The sequence below is a fragment of the Enterococcus sp. AMC2644 genome (assembly GCF_058216475.1).
In genome coordinates this window covers 1,716,149-1,729,879 of record NZ_CM177095.1, presented here as the reverse complement: position 1 = coordinate 1,729,879, position 13,731 = coordinate 1,716,149, and the positions used below count along the sequence as shown (strand labels likewise).

General features: G+C 37.0%; 12 protein-coding genes and 1 riboswitch. Of the genes, 9 read left to right on the top strand and 3 right to left on the bottom strand.

What is annotated here, in order from left to right:
- The first annotated feature begins 50 nt into the window (after window positions 1–50).
- Window positions 51–222, top strand: a riboswitch (Lysine riboswitch).
- A gap of 108 nt (window positions 223–330) precedes the next feature.
- The 3 genes from AC4BC5_RS08390 (at window position 331) to brnQ (ending at window position 4,232) form a co-directional block, all read left to right on the top strand.
- A complete protein-coding gene (locus tag AC4BC5_RS08390) occupies window positions 331–1,908 on the top strand; it encodes an ABC transporter permease subunit (protein ID WP_490494991.1) in 1,578 nt (525 codons plus the stop codon).
- A gap of 12 nt (window positions 1,909–1,920) precedes the next feature.
- Complete coding sequence (locus AC4BC5_RS08385; protein ID WP_490494990.1) at window positions 1,921–2,658, top strand: amino acid ABC transporter ATP-binding protein; 738 nt, start codon at window positions 1,921–1,923, stop codon at window positions 2,656–2,658.
- Window positions 2,659–2,891: 233 nt separating this feature from the next.
- A complete protein-coding gene (gene brnQ / locus AC4BC5_RS08380) occupies window positions 2,892–4,232 on the top strand; it encodes a branched-chain amino acid transport system II carrier protein (protein WP_490494989.1) in 1,341 nt (446 codons plus the stop codon).
- A 386-nt stretch (window positions 4,233–4,618) separates the two neighbouring features.
- Here the strand turns inward: brnQ and AC4BC5_RS08375 are convergent, their stop codons facing one another.
- Together AC4BC5_RS08375 and AC4BC5_RS08370 are read right to left on the bottom strand one after the other, a co-directional pair.
- A complete protein-coding gene (locus AC4BC5_RS08375) occupies window positions 4,619–5,527 on the bottom strand; it encodes a methyl-accepting chemotaxis protein (protein WP_490494988.1) in 909 nt (302 codons plus the stop codon).
- A gap of 217 nt (window positions 5,528–5,744) precedes the next feature.
- A complete protein-coding gene (locus tag AC4BC5_RS08370) occupies window positions 5,745–6,002 on the bottom strand; it encodes an XRE family transcriptional regulator (protein WP_490494987.1) in 258 nt (85 codons plus the stop codon).
- 149 nt (window positions 6,003–6,151) lie between these two features.
- Between AC4BC5_RS08370 and AC4BC5_RS08365 the strand changes: the two genes are divergently transcribed.
- Window positions 6,152–6,517, top strand: a complete 366-nt coding sequence (locus tag AC4BC5_RS08365) for a helix-turn-helix domain-containing protein (protein ID WP_490494986.1) — start codon at window positions 6,152–6,154, stop codon at window positions 6,515–6,517.
- A 158-nt stretch (window positions 6,518–6,675) separates the two neighbouring features.
- Window positions 6,676–8,733: a heavy metal translocating P-type ATPase gene (locus tag AC4BC5_RS08360; RefSeq protein ID WP_490494985.1), complete on the top strand. Its 2,058-nt coding sequence runs from the start codon at window positions 6,676–6,678 to the stop codon at window positions 8,731–8,733.
- A gap of 27 nt (window positions 8,734–8,760) precedes the next feature.
- Here AC4BC5_RS08360 and AC4BC5_RS08355 read toward each other — a convergent pair whose 3' ends face one another.
- Window positions 8,761–9,411 carry a deoxynucleoside kinase gene (locus AC4BC5_RS08355; protein WP_490494984.1) on the bottom strand — a complete coding sequence of 217 codons (651 nt, stop codon included), beginning with the start codon at window positions 9,409–9,411 and terminating at the stop codon, window positions 8,761–8,763.
- A 235-nt stretch (window positions 9,412–9,646) separates the two neighbouring features.
- On the opposite strand from AC4BC5_RS08355, the gene mvk reads away from it, so the two are divergent.
- The 4 genes from mvk to fni are packed head-to-tail and all read left to right on the top strand — an operon-like array spanning window position 9,647 to window position 13,692.
- Window positions 9,647–10,582, top strand: coding sequence for a mevalonate kinase (mvk, locus tag AC4BC5_RS08350; RefSeq protein ID WP_490494983.1), 936 nt, complete (start codon window positions 9,647–9,649; stop codon window positions 10,580–10,582).
- Window positions 10,575–11,567: a diphosphomevalonate decarboxylase gene (gene mvaD, locus AC4BC5_RS08345; RefSeq protein ID WP_490494982.1), complete on the top strand. Its 993-nt coding sequence runs from the start codon at window positions 10,575–10,577 to the stop codon at window positions 11,565–11,567. Before mvk ends, mvaD begins: the two co-directional genes overlap by 8 nt.
- The gene (locus AC4BC5_RS08340; RefSeq protein ID WP_490494981.1) at window positions 11,564–12,655 is read left to right on the top strand and encodes a phosphomevalonate kinase; all 1,092 of its coding nucleotides are present in this window, start codon (window positions 11,564–11,566) and stop codon (window positions 12,653–12,655) included. Before mvaD ends, AC4BC5_RS08340 begins: the two co-directional genes overlap by 4 nt.
- A complete protein-coding gene (gene fni, locus AC4BC5_RS08335; RefSeq protein WP_490494980.1) occupies window positions 12,652–13,692 on the top strand; it encodes a type 2 isopentenyl-diphosphate Delta-isomerase in 1,041 nt (346 codons plus the stop codon). Before AC4BC5_RS08340 ends, fni begins: the two co-directional genes overlap by 4 nt.
- Window positions 13,693–13,731 lie beyond the last annotated feature (39 nt).

Genomic DNA, 13,731 nt, shown 5'->3' with positions numbered 1-13,731 from the left:
GAATTTCTTCTAAAATTTTTCAAGAATCAAAATTGAATACGAGATACCTTCAACGAGGTAGAGGTCGCGAGGTTCATTAACTCTGTGGAGTGAAGCAACACATAGAAACAGAACTAGGGAACATCGCCGAAACAGTCCTTTTTTTGCTTGAAAGAACTGTTGGGTCGCAAGTGAATAATTTGCGAACTGTCTTAGCAACAGCTAAGATGCGCTATGTTTTTGTGAGAAGTTTGTTGACAAGATAGTCCAACAGCCGTTTTCCAATAATGGAGTGCGGCTGTTTTTTTAATTTTCGTTGAGGTGCTTGTAAAAAAGAAAAGAGGATTTATTATGAAAAAGAAAGCAACATTACTTGTCTTATTTTCATTTATAGCAACGTTATTTTTAGGAATAACACCAACAAGTTTTGCAGATGACGAAGATACTTTCCGCGTGGGGATGGAAGCGGCCTATGCACCATTTAACTGGACTCAAACAACCGATGCACATGGTGCTGTCCCCAAAAGTGGTGAGAAAAATACGTACGTTGGTGGATATGATGTAGAAATTGCTAAACGGATTGCTGACGGATTAGGCAAAAAACTAGAAGTCGTTGCTATTCAATGGGACGGTTTGGTACCAGCATTAAATTCAAATAAAATTGATGCGATTGTTGCGGGAATGTCCCCTACAGCTGAACGTCGGAAAGAAATTTCTTTCACTGATCCCTATTATGAATCACATTTAGTCGTAGTTGTTCAAAAAGAAGGCAACTATGCAAATGCTCAAAGTTTAGCTGACTTGGAAGGTGCAAAAGTAACAGCGCAATTAAATACGTTCCATTATAGCGTGATTGATCAAATTCCAGGTGTTCAAAAACAACAAGCACAACAAAATTTTTCAGCAATGCGCGTTGCACTATCGTCAGGTGTTATTGATGGTTATGTCAGTGAACGTCCTGAAGGTGTCACAGCAGCAAATGTCAACAAAAACTTTAAAATGCTAGAATTTTCTGAAGAAGATGGTTTCCAAACAAATCCAGAAGACGTTCAAGTCGCTGTGGGAATGCGTAAAGATGACGAGAACATTGCAAAAGTAAATGAAATCTTAGCAACAATTCCTCAAGAGGAACGTAATCAAATCATGGATGATGCGGTAGCAAATCAACCTTCTGCCTCAGACGAAGAAGAAGCCGGACTTGTTCAAGTATTTAAAAATATTATTATGCAATACGGTGGATTATTCTTACGTGGTGCTGGAATTACTGTCTTTATTGCGATTTTCTCAACAATTGCTGGTACTTTAATTGGTTTATTAGTCGGTGTTTTCCGCACCTTGCCAGAATCCGATAATCCAGTTGCTCGATTCTTCCAAAAAGTAATCAATTGGATTCTAACCATCTATATTGAAGTTTTCCGCGGAACGCCAATGATGGTACAAGCGATGGTTATCTTTTATGGCTTAGCGCTCGCTTTCCAAATTGATTTAAATCGGACAGTTGCCGCTTTGTTAATCGTATCAATCAATACTGGTGCATACATGTCTGAAATCGTACGTGGTGGGATTTTTGCTGTCGATAAAGGTCAGTTCGAAGCAGCACAAGCGATTGGAATGACTCATCGCCAAACAATGACTAAAGTCGTCTTACCTCAAGTCATTCGTAATATTTTACCAGCCATTGGAAACGAAACAGTAATTAATATTAAAGATACGGCTGTTTTGAGTGTTATCAGTGTAGGGGACTTGTTCTATCAAGGAACGGCCGCTGCTGGAACTAACTTATTGTTCTTCCAAACATTTACCATTATCGGTGCCATTTACCTTGTCTTAACTATTACAGCAACTCGTCTACTGCGCTTAATGGAGAAGAAAATGGATGGCCCTTCTGCCTATGTTCGTTTAGAAGAAACTGAAGACACCAAACAATAAGGAGGAACCATCATGTCAGCAATTATTGAAATTAATCATTTAAAGAAAAGCTTTGGTTCAAATGAAGTCCTAAAAGATATTAATGCAACCGTCAATAAAGGCGAAGTATTAACAATCATCGGTTCTTCTGGATCAGGAAAATCAACATTACTGCGTTGCATTAATTTATTAGAAAAACCAACAAGCGGCGAAATTTTGTACAAAGGTGACAATGTCCTAGCAAAAGGCTACAGCTTATCAAAATATCGGACACATTTAGGCATGGTTTTCCAATCATTCAATTTATTCAATAATATGAATGTCTTAGAAAATTGTGTAACGGGTCAAGTAACTGTCTTAAAACGCAATCGTGAAGAGGCAAAAAAAATAGCTTTAGAAAACTTGGAAAAAGTAGGGATGGATCGTTTCGTGTCTGCTAAACCAGCCCAACTATCAGGCGGACAAAAACAACGGGTGGCCATTGCTCGTGCCTTATCAATGAATCCGGATGTTATGCTATTTGATGAACCGACATCTGCTCTTGATCCGGAAATGGTCGGTGAAGTATTAAAAACTATGAAGGATTTAGCAGAAACGGGCTTAACGATGGTTATCGTTACACATGAAATGGGCTTTGCCAAAGAAGTTTCGGATCGTGTAATTTTTATGGACAAAGGCGTTATTGCAGAAGAAGGCACACCTGAAGATATTTTTGTTCATCCGAAAGAAGCTCGGACAAAAGAATTTTTACATCGTGTGTTAAACGATTAAGCAATAAAAAGTAATAACTATCAATTTAATAGTAACTGATCCGAACTAGATAATATAGGGATACTAATTCTTATGTTAGCAAGTTCGGATTTTTTTGCTTACTTTCACAGATTTTCTTGCCGCTTTTTTTCATAAGTATTTATTGAAAAATTAATAATATTAATTGCTATTTTTTCAAGAGTTTGTTACTTTGAGTACAGCAATTTTTAGTATTTTTAGAAAGTGAGTTTGTTATGGAAAAAAAATTAACATTTAAAGATTATCTTTATATTGGTTCGATGTTGTTTGGATTATTTTTTGGGGCAGGAAACTTAATTTTCCCTGTTCATATGGGGCAAGAAGCCGGAGCAAATGTTTTTGCTGCAAATTTAGGTTTCTTGGTGACAGGGATTGGGTTGCCCTTTTTAGGTGTTATCGCTATTGGAAGCTCGCAAAGTAACGGGTTGTTTGATTTAGCATCAAAAATCAATAAAAAATATGCGTTTATTTTTACGATTTTACTTTATTTAGTTATTGGACCTTTTTTTGCACTCCCTCGTTTGGCAACAACTTCTTTTGAAATTGGGTTGGCACCTTTTATACCTGCAAAGCAAGTGACGCTTGTGTTGGCTTTATTCAGCCTTTTATTCTTTGTTACCGCTTGGTGGTTTTCACGTAAACCATCTAAATTGTTAGATTATATTGGAAAATTTTTAAATCCATTATTCTTACTTTTATTAGGAATTTTATTGTTGATGGCATTTATTAAACCGATGGGGGCTATCAGCAGTGCACCTGTCCAAGTGTCTTATGAATCTAATGCATTTTTCAAAGGATTTGTCGAAGGCTATAATACGCTAGATGCATTAGCTTCTTTAGCATTTGGGATTATTATTGTCACAACCATTCGTCACCGCGGTGTAACTAAACCTGCAACAGTTGCTGTCGATACTATTAAATCAGGCGCTATCAGTATTGTATTGATGGGAATTATTTATAGTCTTTTGTCTTACATGGGAACAATGAGTTTAGGAACCTTTGAATTAAGTCAAAATGGTGGTATTGCATTGGCACAAATTGCCCAACATTATTTAGGAACATTGGGCAGTATTGTTTTAGCTTTAATTGTAATCATCGCTTGCTTGAAAACCGCTATTGGCTTAATTTCTGCTTTTTCGGAAACTTTTATTGAACTATTTCCCAAACAAAGCTATCTCTTCTTTGCAACTAGCGTCAGTTTAATGGCTTGTTTATTTGCGAATGTCGGTCTAACAAAGATTATTGAATTTTCTACACCCGTCTTGATGTTTTTATACCCATTAGCAATGACTTTAATTTTATTGGCAATTATCGGCCCATTGTTTAAACACGACTCACGTGTCTATCAAATGACCACGTATTTTACTTTAATTGCTTCAATTGTGGATGGCTTAAATGCTAGCCCTAAATTTTTGTCAACAACACCTTTCGCTCAATGGATAATTCATTTAGGTGCAAAATATCTCCCACTCTTCTCGATTGGTATGGGTTGGGTTTTACCAGCTTTTATTGGTTTTATCATTGGAACTATCTGGCTCTTTGTTGATCGGAAATAGTTATTTTTTAATCACTTATTTTTAATAACTTTAAAACACTTTTATCACAAATAATTCACATTTATTCATTATAGTATATGTATACCAACAAACAACCCTAACTAACACTTTTTCATTTTTAACTCCTTGCCTGCCAGCTACCCACTGGCAGGCTCTTTTTTTGTTATTTTAGTTATTTTAAGAACTTAACTAAAACAAAATAATTTCATCACACTTTTTTCACATCTATTCTTTATAGTATAAACATACCAACAAACAACCCTAAAACACTTTTTCATTTTTACTCCTTGCCCGTCAGCCCCCACTGACGGGCACTTTTTTATTTTCTAATAAAAAGAGCATTCACTTTTATCATTAAGTGAACACTCTTTTTTCCTAATTCCAAGTTAATTGACATCTTGTAAAGCTATCGCTTCGTTGTTTAAACTGTTGGCAGTTTCCAGTAATTGCTTATACGATTTTAAAAGCATCTCTAAGTTTTCTTTGGAAGCATTAATTTTATTATTCGTTGAAGTGGAACTTTCTAACACTTTACTTGATTGTTCATTAATTGACTGGATGTTATTATGAATATCCTGCGTAAGTTGTTTGGTTTGATTGGCTAGCTTCTGCATTTCGCTCGCTACAATACTAAAACCTGATGCCTTACTCCCCACCCTCGCAGCTTCTAATGAAGCATTGAATGATAATAACTTTGTTTGTTGAGCGACTGAATTAATAGCCGTTAAAACAGCAGAAATCTTTTTTATATCTTCTTCCAAAATTTTTGTAGCTAATTGGTTATTGGTTGATAATGAATCTACATCCCTTAAATTATCCGTTAAAATACTAATTTTTTCATTGCCATCTACTGAAATTTCGGTCAAAGCTTCTGAACTATCTTTTACTTTCCTTATAGTAGTTGATAGCATATTCTCTCTTTTAGTAATATCAAAAGCAATTTTGATTACATTTATCACTTTTTTGTGATCATCCAATACTGGAAAATAAACACTTTCTAAAATAATCAACTCACCATTTTTCTTTTTTCGAAAAATTTTATCTTGAAACCCCTTTTTAGATATCAACAATGAATCCCAAAAGTTTTGATACGCCATACTGTTCACATAATCATCAAAACAAAAATTTTTATGATGTACATGTAACAATTCACTTGGTGTATAGCCTAAAGCCCCTGCCATTTTTTCATTTGAAAAAACAACTTCTTTATCTATATTGAAAATGATTACTGCCAATTCTTTAAACATTGCATTAAAAAACAACTCTTTTTGTTTGGAATCTAAATTAAAATCCATCAAAATCACGCCTCTCTTTATAAATATCTCTTTTTCTATCGGTAACAGCCTTGCATTTTTCAACCGTTTATACATTTAAAAATATTTTTTCTAATAAAGGCTCTATAAATATTCAATACTTGCTCTTCATAAACGAAAGATAGTATGGAAAAGTTTGTATCTTTCGTTTCGCATACTACCTCTATACATTTTTTATTTCTTTCTCCTATCCTATTACTTAATTTCTTATTTTAAACAAGTATTCTTTTTGTTTAGAAACTTTGATAAACATCTTTTCTAAAGGTATTTCTAAAACACATGCAATCAATGGAATTTCTTCCGGCTTAAAGCCAACCAACCCTTTTTCACGTCGGTAGTATTTTGTTTTATCTAATGTTTCGATTAAATTAACCATTTTCTGCAATGAGTAACCTTTTTCAATCCGGACTTTTCTAATTAACTCTAGATTAACAACATAAACCTTCTCATCTTCCATTTTTTAACACCTCTTTTTTTCTCACTATATATTTCGTATTTAGAAACGTCAATAGAGTTAATTTCTTTTTTATAAATATTTCGTTGCTTTTTTCGCAACGGTGCTAAAATGAAGCCATAATTAAGTAGGGAAAGGAGTGCATGTTTGCCATGACAAATAATCTTTCAAAACGGATTATTGATCTGAGAGAAAGTAAAAATTGGACACAAACACACCTCGCTGAAAAGATGGCGTTAAGTAAGTCAACGATGAGTAAAATTGAATCTGGTCATCGCAAAATAACTACCGATGAGTTAAAATTATTAGCTGAGATTTTTGGTGTCTCAACAGACTATTTACTAGGTATTACACCACCTTCAACCGCTTCACAATCAGCTCCATTTGATATTCGCGACTTGTTAGACTCGAACTTACAGATTCTCTATAACGATCAAGGTTTTCTTTCTAAAACGGATAGATCTTATATTAATGATTTACTCGCAGTCTATTTTTCCCATAAAGAAGACGATAAATAACTATAAACAACAGCTGGAAACGAATCACCAATAATTCGTTTCCAGCTGTTATTTGTATGAAAAAATCTAGGTGGCTTTTATTTGACACAAAAAAATGACAAGTCTACAATGAAGTTATAGATGATTACAAAAGTAAACAATATAAAGGAGTGTTTCTAATGCACGATGAAAAGCACCACCAACACATGGCTCATTCACATGACGAACAAAGTCATATGGAAAACATGAATCATCAACATATTCATGAGATGGATCATTCTATGCATATGGGCAATTTTAAACAAAAATTTTGGCTCTCTTTCGTCTTAGCTATTCCGATTATTGTTTTATCGCCAATGATGGGTATGGAATTGCCGTTTCAATTTAGCTTTCCTGGTTCAGAATGGGTCGTCTTAGTTTTAGCCACAATTTTATTTTTCTATGGTGGACAGCCATTTTTAAGTGGCGCTAAAATGGAAATCAAACAAAAAAATCCTGCCATGATGACATTGATTTCCTTAGGGATTACAGTTTCTTATGTCTATAGTCTCTATTCGTTTATTGCTACGAATTTTTTCCATCAACATGTAATGGATTTCTTCTGGGAACTAGCGAGTTTGATTGTCATTATGCTATTAGGTCATTGGATTGAAATGAGTGCTGTTTCCAATGCTAGTAATGCCTTACAAAAATTAGCCGAACTTTTACCAGATGAAGTGACCAAGCTGCATACAAATGGGCAAGAAGAACGTCTTTCGTTACAAGCTATTCATGAAGGTGATACCTTAGTTGTTCGTGCTGGAGATAAGATGCCTACCGATGGACGTATCTTAAAAGGGCAAACTATCGTCGATGAATCTGCAGTAACGGGTGAATCAAAAGGCGTTAAAAAAACCATCGGTGATCGGGTGATTGGTGGTTCTGTAAATGGTGATGGAACCATCCATATTCAAGTAACAGGAACCGGTGAGAATGGCTATTTAGCCCAAGTCATGGAAATGGTTAGAAAAGCCCAATCTGAAAAATCACAGCTAGAAGCGCTATCCGATAAAGTTGCCAAGTGGTTATTTTATATTGCTGTGACAGTTGGCGTGCTTGCCTTTGTGATTTGGTTGATTCTTACAGATTTACCTATGGCGTTAGAACGCATGGTGACAGTCTTGATTATTGCTTGTCCGCATGCGTTAGGTCTAGCTATTCCTCTGGTAGTCGCCCGCTCTACTTCGATTGCTGCGAAAAATGGCTTATTGTTAAAAAATCGGAATGCACTTGAAAATGCGCACGATATTGATACGATTTTCTTGGACAAAACAGGGACGTTAACCCAAGGAACATTTTCCGTCACTGGCATTGAAGTGATTGATGGCAATTATTCTAAAGAAGAAACTCTGAAATATATTGGCGCCCTAGAAGCTTCTGCCAATCACCCCATCGCAACGGGAATTATGAACTATTTAAAAACAAAAGAAATCCAAGCTTACACTGCACAAGGTGAACAAAATATTTCCGGTGTAGGATTATCAGGCACTGTCGAAGACAAAGTAGTCAAAATTATTAATCAAAAAGAGTTGCAACGAATGGATAAAACAGTGACTGCCTCCCTGATTCGACCTTATCAAGAACAAGGAAATACTTTAAGCTTCCTTGTTATAGACAATGAATTGATTGCCTTTATTGCATTAGGCGATCAAATCAAACCTGAGGCAAAACAATTTATCGCACGTCTACAAAGCCGTGGCATCGAACCAGTCATGCTGACGGGTGATAATGAAGAAGCTGCCAAAAATGTGACGAATTATTTAGGAATAAAAAATTATTACGCAGGTTTGCTGCCAGATGACAAAGAGCGAATTGTATCAGAATGGGTCAACAAGAGCAAGCGTGTAATGATGGTGGGTGATGGAATTAATGACGCACCGAGTCTTGCACGTGCCACCATCGGCGTAGCGATTGGTGCAGGAACTGATGTCGCCATTGACTCTGCTGATGTGGTGTTGACCAATAGTAATCCTGAAGATATTTTACATTTCTTAGATTTAGCCAAAGAAACCCGAAAAAAAATGATTCAAAATCTTTGGTGGGGTGCAGGTTACAACATCCTTGCGATTCCCTTAGCTGCCGGAGTTTTAGCCCCTATCGGTATTTTATTAAGTCCAGCTCTCGGAGCGATTTTAATGTCAATTAGTACTGTTGTTGTCGCCTTAAATGCCATGACCTTAAAACTAAAAAAAGCCTAGGAAAATAAATTTCCTAGGCTTTTTATTCTATGCTTCTTGGCGCACTTCTTGTAATTTTTCCTCAATTAAATTCAGCACTTCTTCTGCTGCTTGTGTATCTTCTACAAAATTCATTTCGTCACCATCAATTTGTATTTTAGGACTGGCATCATACTCCTCAAACCATTGATCGTAACGCGCATTCAATTCCTCATAATAAGCATACAAACTTGGATCGTGTTCAATTTGTTCAAACTCTCTACCACGTTTTTGGATACGCTCTAACATCGTTGGAAATGACACGCGAATATGAACCAACAAATCAGGGTGTTTTTTTTGTGCTGCATAGGGTAATTCTTCTAGCATATTAGCTAATAATTCATCATAAACACGGACTTCTGTTGCTGTTGCTCGTCCAAGATCAGCATTTAAATGAAACAATAATGAATCTTCATAAATAGAACGATCTAAAACATTATTCTCATTTTTCAGTGCTTGCTTAATACTATCGAAACGTTTATTCAGAAAATAAATCTGTAATAAAAACGCATATTTATTGGGATCTTCATAAAAAAGCGGTAAAACTTCGTTATCCTCAACTGACTCATAAAAGGCTTCACTACCTAAACGATTTGCTAATAAAGCTGTTAAACTTGATTTCCCAGCACCAATCGTTCCTGCTAATACAATCACACTCATTTCCTCCAACTCACTTATCACTAAATATTGTATCATCAACTCAACTTAATCACTTTACACCACTACATATAGTATGGTCAAGCAAAAGTTAGCTTAGGATTACGTAAGAAAATTCTCAAAAAAAGTCTTAAGATTTAGGATTTTTTATTAGAATCAACGTTGGGGGCTTAACGAGACGGCATTAATCTAGTAAAATAGCTAAGGGATTCTATTATGAAAAAGAGAGAGGTACGTCATGTTAGCACAGGGGATAGGAAAGGCTACTGGAAAAATTATTTTGATGGGAGAACATTCTGTCGTTTATGGCGAACCAGCAATTGCTTTTCCTTTTAGCGGTACACAAGTTATTACTACTGTTCAGGAAAGTAGTAGGCCATCGTTATGCTCCACCTATCATGAAGGTGCTTTAGCTGACGCACCACAAGGATTAGCTAATATTCAACAATTAACAGCCAAATTACAACAAAATTTACATACACCAAGTTTCCATTTAACAATTCAAAGCACCATTCCTTCTGAACGTGGAATGGGCTCAAGCGCTGCTGTTGCAGTAGCTGTGACACGTGCTTTTTTTGACTGGCAAGAAAAAAAATTATCCCAAGCAACCTTACTGGACTATGTTAATTTTTCAGAAGGTATTGCTCATGGAAATCCTAGTGGCATTGATGCCGCAGCAACCAGTGGCGGCAATCCCATTTATTTTGAACGTGGAAAAGATTTTTTACCTTTTCCTTTAAACATCGATGCGTATCTCCTCGTTGCAGATACGGGGATCAAAGGACAAACACGAGCAGCTGTTCGTTCTGTTGCTGAACTATTTGAAAAAGAACCTGATCAAACAAGCTTAGATATTCATCAACTAGGACTATTAGCTAAAACAGCTAAAGAAGCCATCATTCACAATCAGCCTAGACAGCTCGGCATGGCAATGACACAAGCACAGCACTATTTACAACAATTAACCGTCAGTAATGATACGTTAGATTCATGCATCGAACTTGCTTTAACACACGGGGCACTCGGGGCAAAATTAACTGGAGGCGGTCGAGGGGGTTGTTTTCTGGTCCTTTGTGACACAAAAACAAAAGCCGAAGCAATCGCTAAGAAATTAAAAGGACATGGAGCAAAAGATATTTGGCTTCAAGGATTAGGAGTTTACCAACATGTATAATGGAAAAGCACGCGCATATACCAATATTGCCTTAATTAAATACTGGGGTAAAAAAGACAAAGAACTGATTTTACCGATGAATAACAGTTTATCATTGACATTAGATGCCTTTTACACAGAAACTGGGGTCTCTTTCTCAGACACATACACTGAAGATACATTTAGCTTAGATGGTGTCATACAAGATAAGAAAGCGACAACTAAAGTCAGCCGTTTCTTAGACCTTGCTCGCAAAAAAGCGGGGGTTACTTATTTTGCCCATGTAGAAAGTCAAAATTTTGTACCTACTGCTGCTGGATTAGCTTCTTCTGCAAGTGGCCTAGCGGCTTTAGCGGGTGCTTGTAACGACGCTTTACAATTAGGTCTTTCTGATAAAGAGCTCTCTCAATTGGCACGTCGTGGTTCTGGTTCTGCTTGTCGGAGTATTTTTGGTGGTTTTGTCGAATGGGAAAAAGGAGATTCAGATGAAACCTCCTATGCGCAAGTTGTTCCATCTAATCATTGGGAAGATGAATTAGCGATGATTTTTATTTTGATTAACGACCAAAAAAAAGACGTATCTAGTCGGGATGGCATGGAGCGAACCGTTGAGACTTCTGACTTCTATGATGGCTGGTTAGAAGCAGTAGCAAAAGACATTCAAACTGCTAAACAAGCGATTGCTGACAAGGACTTTCAAGCCCTAGGTGAAGTAACCGAAGCAAACGGTTTAAAAATGCACGCGACGACTTTAGCGGCAACTCCCCCATTTACTTATTGGTCACCCGATAGCTTAAAAGCCATGAATAAAGTTCGACATATCCGACAAAACGGAATTGCTTGCTACTTTACAATGGATGCGGGCCCCAACGTCAAAGTATTGTGTCAGAAAAAAGATGTCACAGCAATTTTAACCGCCTTACAAGAAGACTTTACAGCTGAACAATTAACCTGTGCCTATGCGGGCAAAGGTTTAGTATCTTTAGAAATGGAAGTGTCGAAATGATCGAAGTATCTACTCCAGGAAAATTATATATTGCGGGCGAATATGCCGTAGTTGAACCAGGACATCCAGCAGTTATCGTTGCCGTTGACCAATTTATTACTGTAACGATTGATAGTGCGATTAAAAACGGAAGCATTCAATCACAACAATACAGCGAACTGCCTATTCGTTGGACACGCCGTAATGGTGAATTAGTTTTAGATCATCGTGAAAATCCATTTCATTACATTTTGGCAGCAATTCGTCTAACTGAAAAATATGCATTGGAAAAAGGCACACTGCTCACTTTTTACGATTTAAAAGTAACAAGTGAATTAGATAATTCAAGTGGTCGAAAATATGGCTTGGGTTCTAGCGGTGCCGTAACAGTCGCAACAGTTAAAGCGTTAAATCTTTTCTATGATTTAAAAATGGATCAACTGACGCAGTTTAAAATTGCTGCCTTGGCTCACTTAGCTGTACAAGGCAATGGTTCTTGTGGAGACATCGCCGCAAGTTGTTATGGTGGTTGGATTGCTTTTTCAACTTTTGATCATGACTGGGTGAAAGAAAAACAAAAAAAATGGTCAATGTCACAATTACTAGCTAGCGACTGGCCACAACTATCAATTAAGCCCCTTGCTGTTCCCAAAACTTTACGTTTATTAATTGGTTGGACAGGGAGTCCTGCTTCAACTTCTGACTTAGTCGATCAAGTCAATCAATCGACACAAAGCCAAGCAGAAAAACAAAAAGCTTATCAAGAATTCTTAGACAATAGTAAGGAATGTGTCGAAGACTTAATTGATGGTTTTCTAGATAACAACGTAACTAAAATCAAACAAATGATTAGTAAAAACCGTCAATTATTGGCAAACTTGTCTTGTATCACTGGGGTACGGATTGAAACCCCTGCTTTAAAACAACTTTGTGACCTAGCCGAAGCATGTGGTGGCGCTGCTAAGTCATCCGGAGCTGGTGGTGGTGATTGTGGCATTGTCATTGCTGATCAAAAAACAGGCATTTTGCCTTTAATGAGCAGATGGGAGAAAGCAGAAATCACTCCCCTCCCCCTACACGTCTATCATTACCGAGGAGGAATTAAATGAACCGCAAAGATGAACACGTCTCTTTAGCCAAAGCTTTTCATAAAACGAAACGAAATGACTTTGATGATGTAGCCTTGCTTCATCGCTCATTTCCGGGTGTTCGTTTAGCAGATGTGTCGATTGCTACAGAACTTTTTGACCAACCTTTAAGTTCGCCATTTTTTATTAATGCGATGACTGGTGGCAGCGAAAAAACAAAACAATACAACCAACAATTAGCTATCCTAGCTCGCGAAACCGATTTGATGATGGCTACTGGTTCGGTTTCAGCTGCCTTAAAAGATCCATCTGTCGCTGATTCCTATCAAATTGTGCGCAAAGAACATCCAAATGGTTGTTTATTAGCAAATGTAGGTGCTGGAACGTCATTAGAGAACGCGAAACGCGCCGTAGACTTATTCGAAGCCAACGCGCTACAGATTCATTTAAATGCGCCTCAAGAGCTGGTAATGCCTGAAGGTGATCGTGATTTCACTAATTGGTTGCAGACAATTGAAGAAATAACCACTCATCTAGAAGTTCCTGTCATTGTTAAAGAAGTTGGCTTTGGTATGACACGCGAAACAATCCAACAATTATTAGCAGTTGGTGTGACGATTATTGATGTTGCTGGTAGTGGCGGGACAAGTTTCACTCAAATTGAGAATGCTCGCCGCAAACAACGAGAATTTGCTTATTTAGATAATTTTGGTATTTCTAATGTTGCTACTTTATTAGAAGCTAAAGATGTCCCAGTTCCTTTTGAATTGATTGCATCCGGTGGTATTCGAAATGCCTATGACATCTTTAAGGCGCTATGTTTTGGAGCCCAAACGGTAGGTGTCTCAGGTGCTATTTTAAATCAGCTACTCACGCATGGTTTAGAACAAACGATTGAGCTTGTCCGTCAGTGGCAACAGGAGCTTCATACACTCTACGCCTTAACTGGTACCACTGAAACAGTCAAATTAAAAAGAGTCCCGCTTATTTTAACTGGACACGCTAAAGAGTGGTGCGAGATTCGTAATATTGATTATAAAAAATATAGTTCACGCTAAAAAAAGACCGCAAACATTCAGTAAATGTTTGCGGCTATT

Bases quoted from the DNA above. Each gene is read 5' to 3' on its own strand.
- AC4BC5_RS08390 (WP_490494991.1), top strand. From the start codon at position 331: ATGAAAAAGAAAGCAACATTACTTGTCTTATTTTCATTTATAGCAACG.
- AC4BC5_RS08370 (WP_490494987.1), bottom strand. From the start codon at position 6,002: ATGGAAGATGAGAAGGTTTATGTTGTTAATCTAGAGTTAATTAGAAAA.
- brnQ (WP_490494989.1), top strand. From the start codon at position 2,892: ATGGAAAAAAAATTAACATTTAAAGATTATCTTTATATTGGTTCGATG.
- mvk (WP_490494983.1), top strand. From the start codon at position 9,647: ATGTTAGCACAGGGGATAGGAAAGGCTACTGGAAAAATTATTTTGATG.
- AC4BC5_RS08375 (WP_490494988.1), bottom strand. From the start codon at position 5,527: ATGGATTTTAATTTAGATTCCAAACAAAAAGAGTTGTTTTTTAATGCA.
- AC4BC5_RS08385 (WP_490494990.1), top strand. From the start codon at position 1,921: ATGTCAGCAATTATTGAAATTAATCATTTAAAGAAAAGCTTTGGTTCA.
- mvaD (WP_490494982.1), top strand. From the start codon at position 10,575: ATGTATAATGGAAAAGCACGCGCATATACCAATATTGCCTTAATTAAA.
- AC4BC5_RS08360 (WP_490494985.1), top strand. From the start codon at position 6,676: ATGCACGATGAAAAGCACCACCAACACATGGCTCATTCACATGACGAA.
- fni (WP_490494980.1), top strand. From the start codon at position 12,652: ATGAACCGCAAAGATGAACACGTCTCTTTAGCCAAAGCTTTTCATAAA.
- AC4BC5_RS08355 (WP_490494984.1), bottom strand. From the start codon at position 9,411: ATGAGTGTGATTGTATTAGCAGGAACGATTGGTGCTGGGAAATCAAGT.
- AC4BC5_RS08365 (WP_490494986.1), top strand. From the start codon at position 6,152: ATGACAAATAATCTTTCAAAACGGATTATTGATCTGAGAGAAAGTAAA.
- AC4BC5_RS08340 (WP_490494981.1), top strand. From the start codon at position 11,564: ATGATCGAAGTATCTACTCCAGGAAAATTATATATTGCGGGCGAATAT.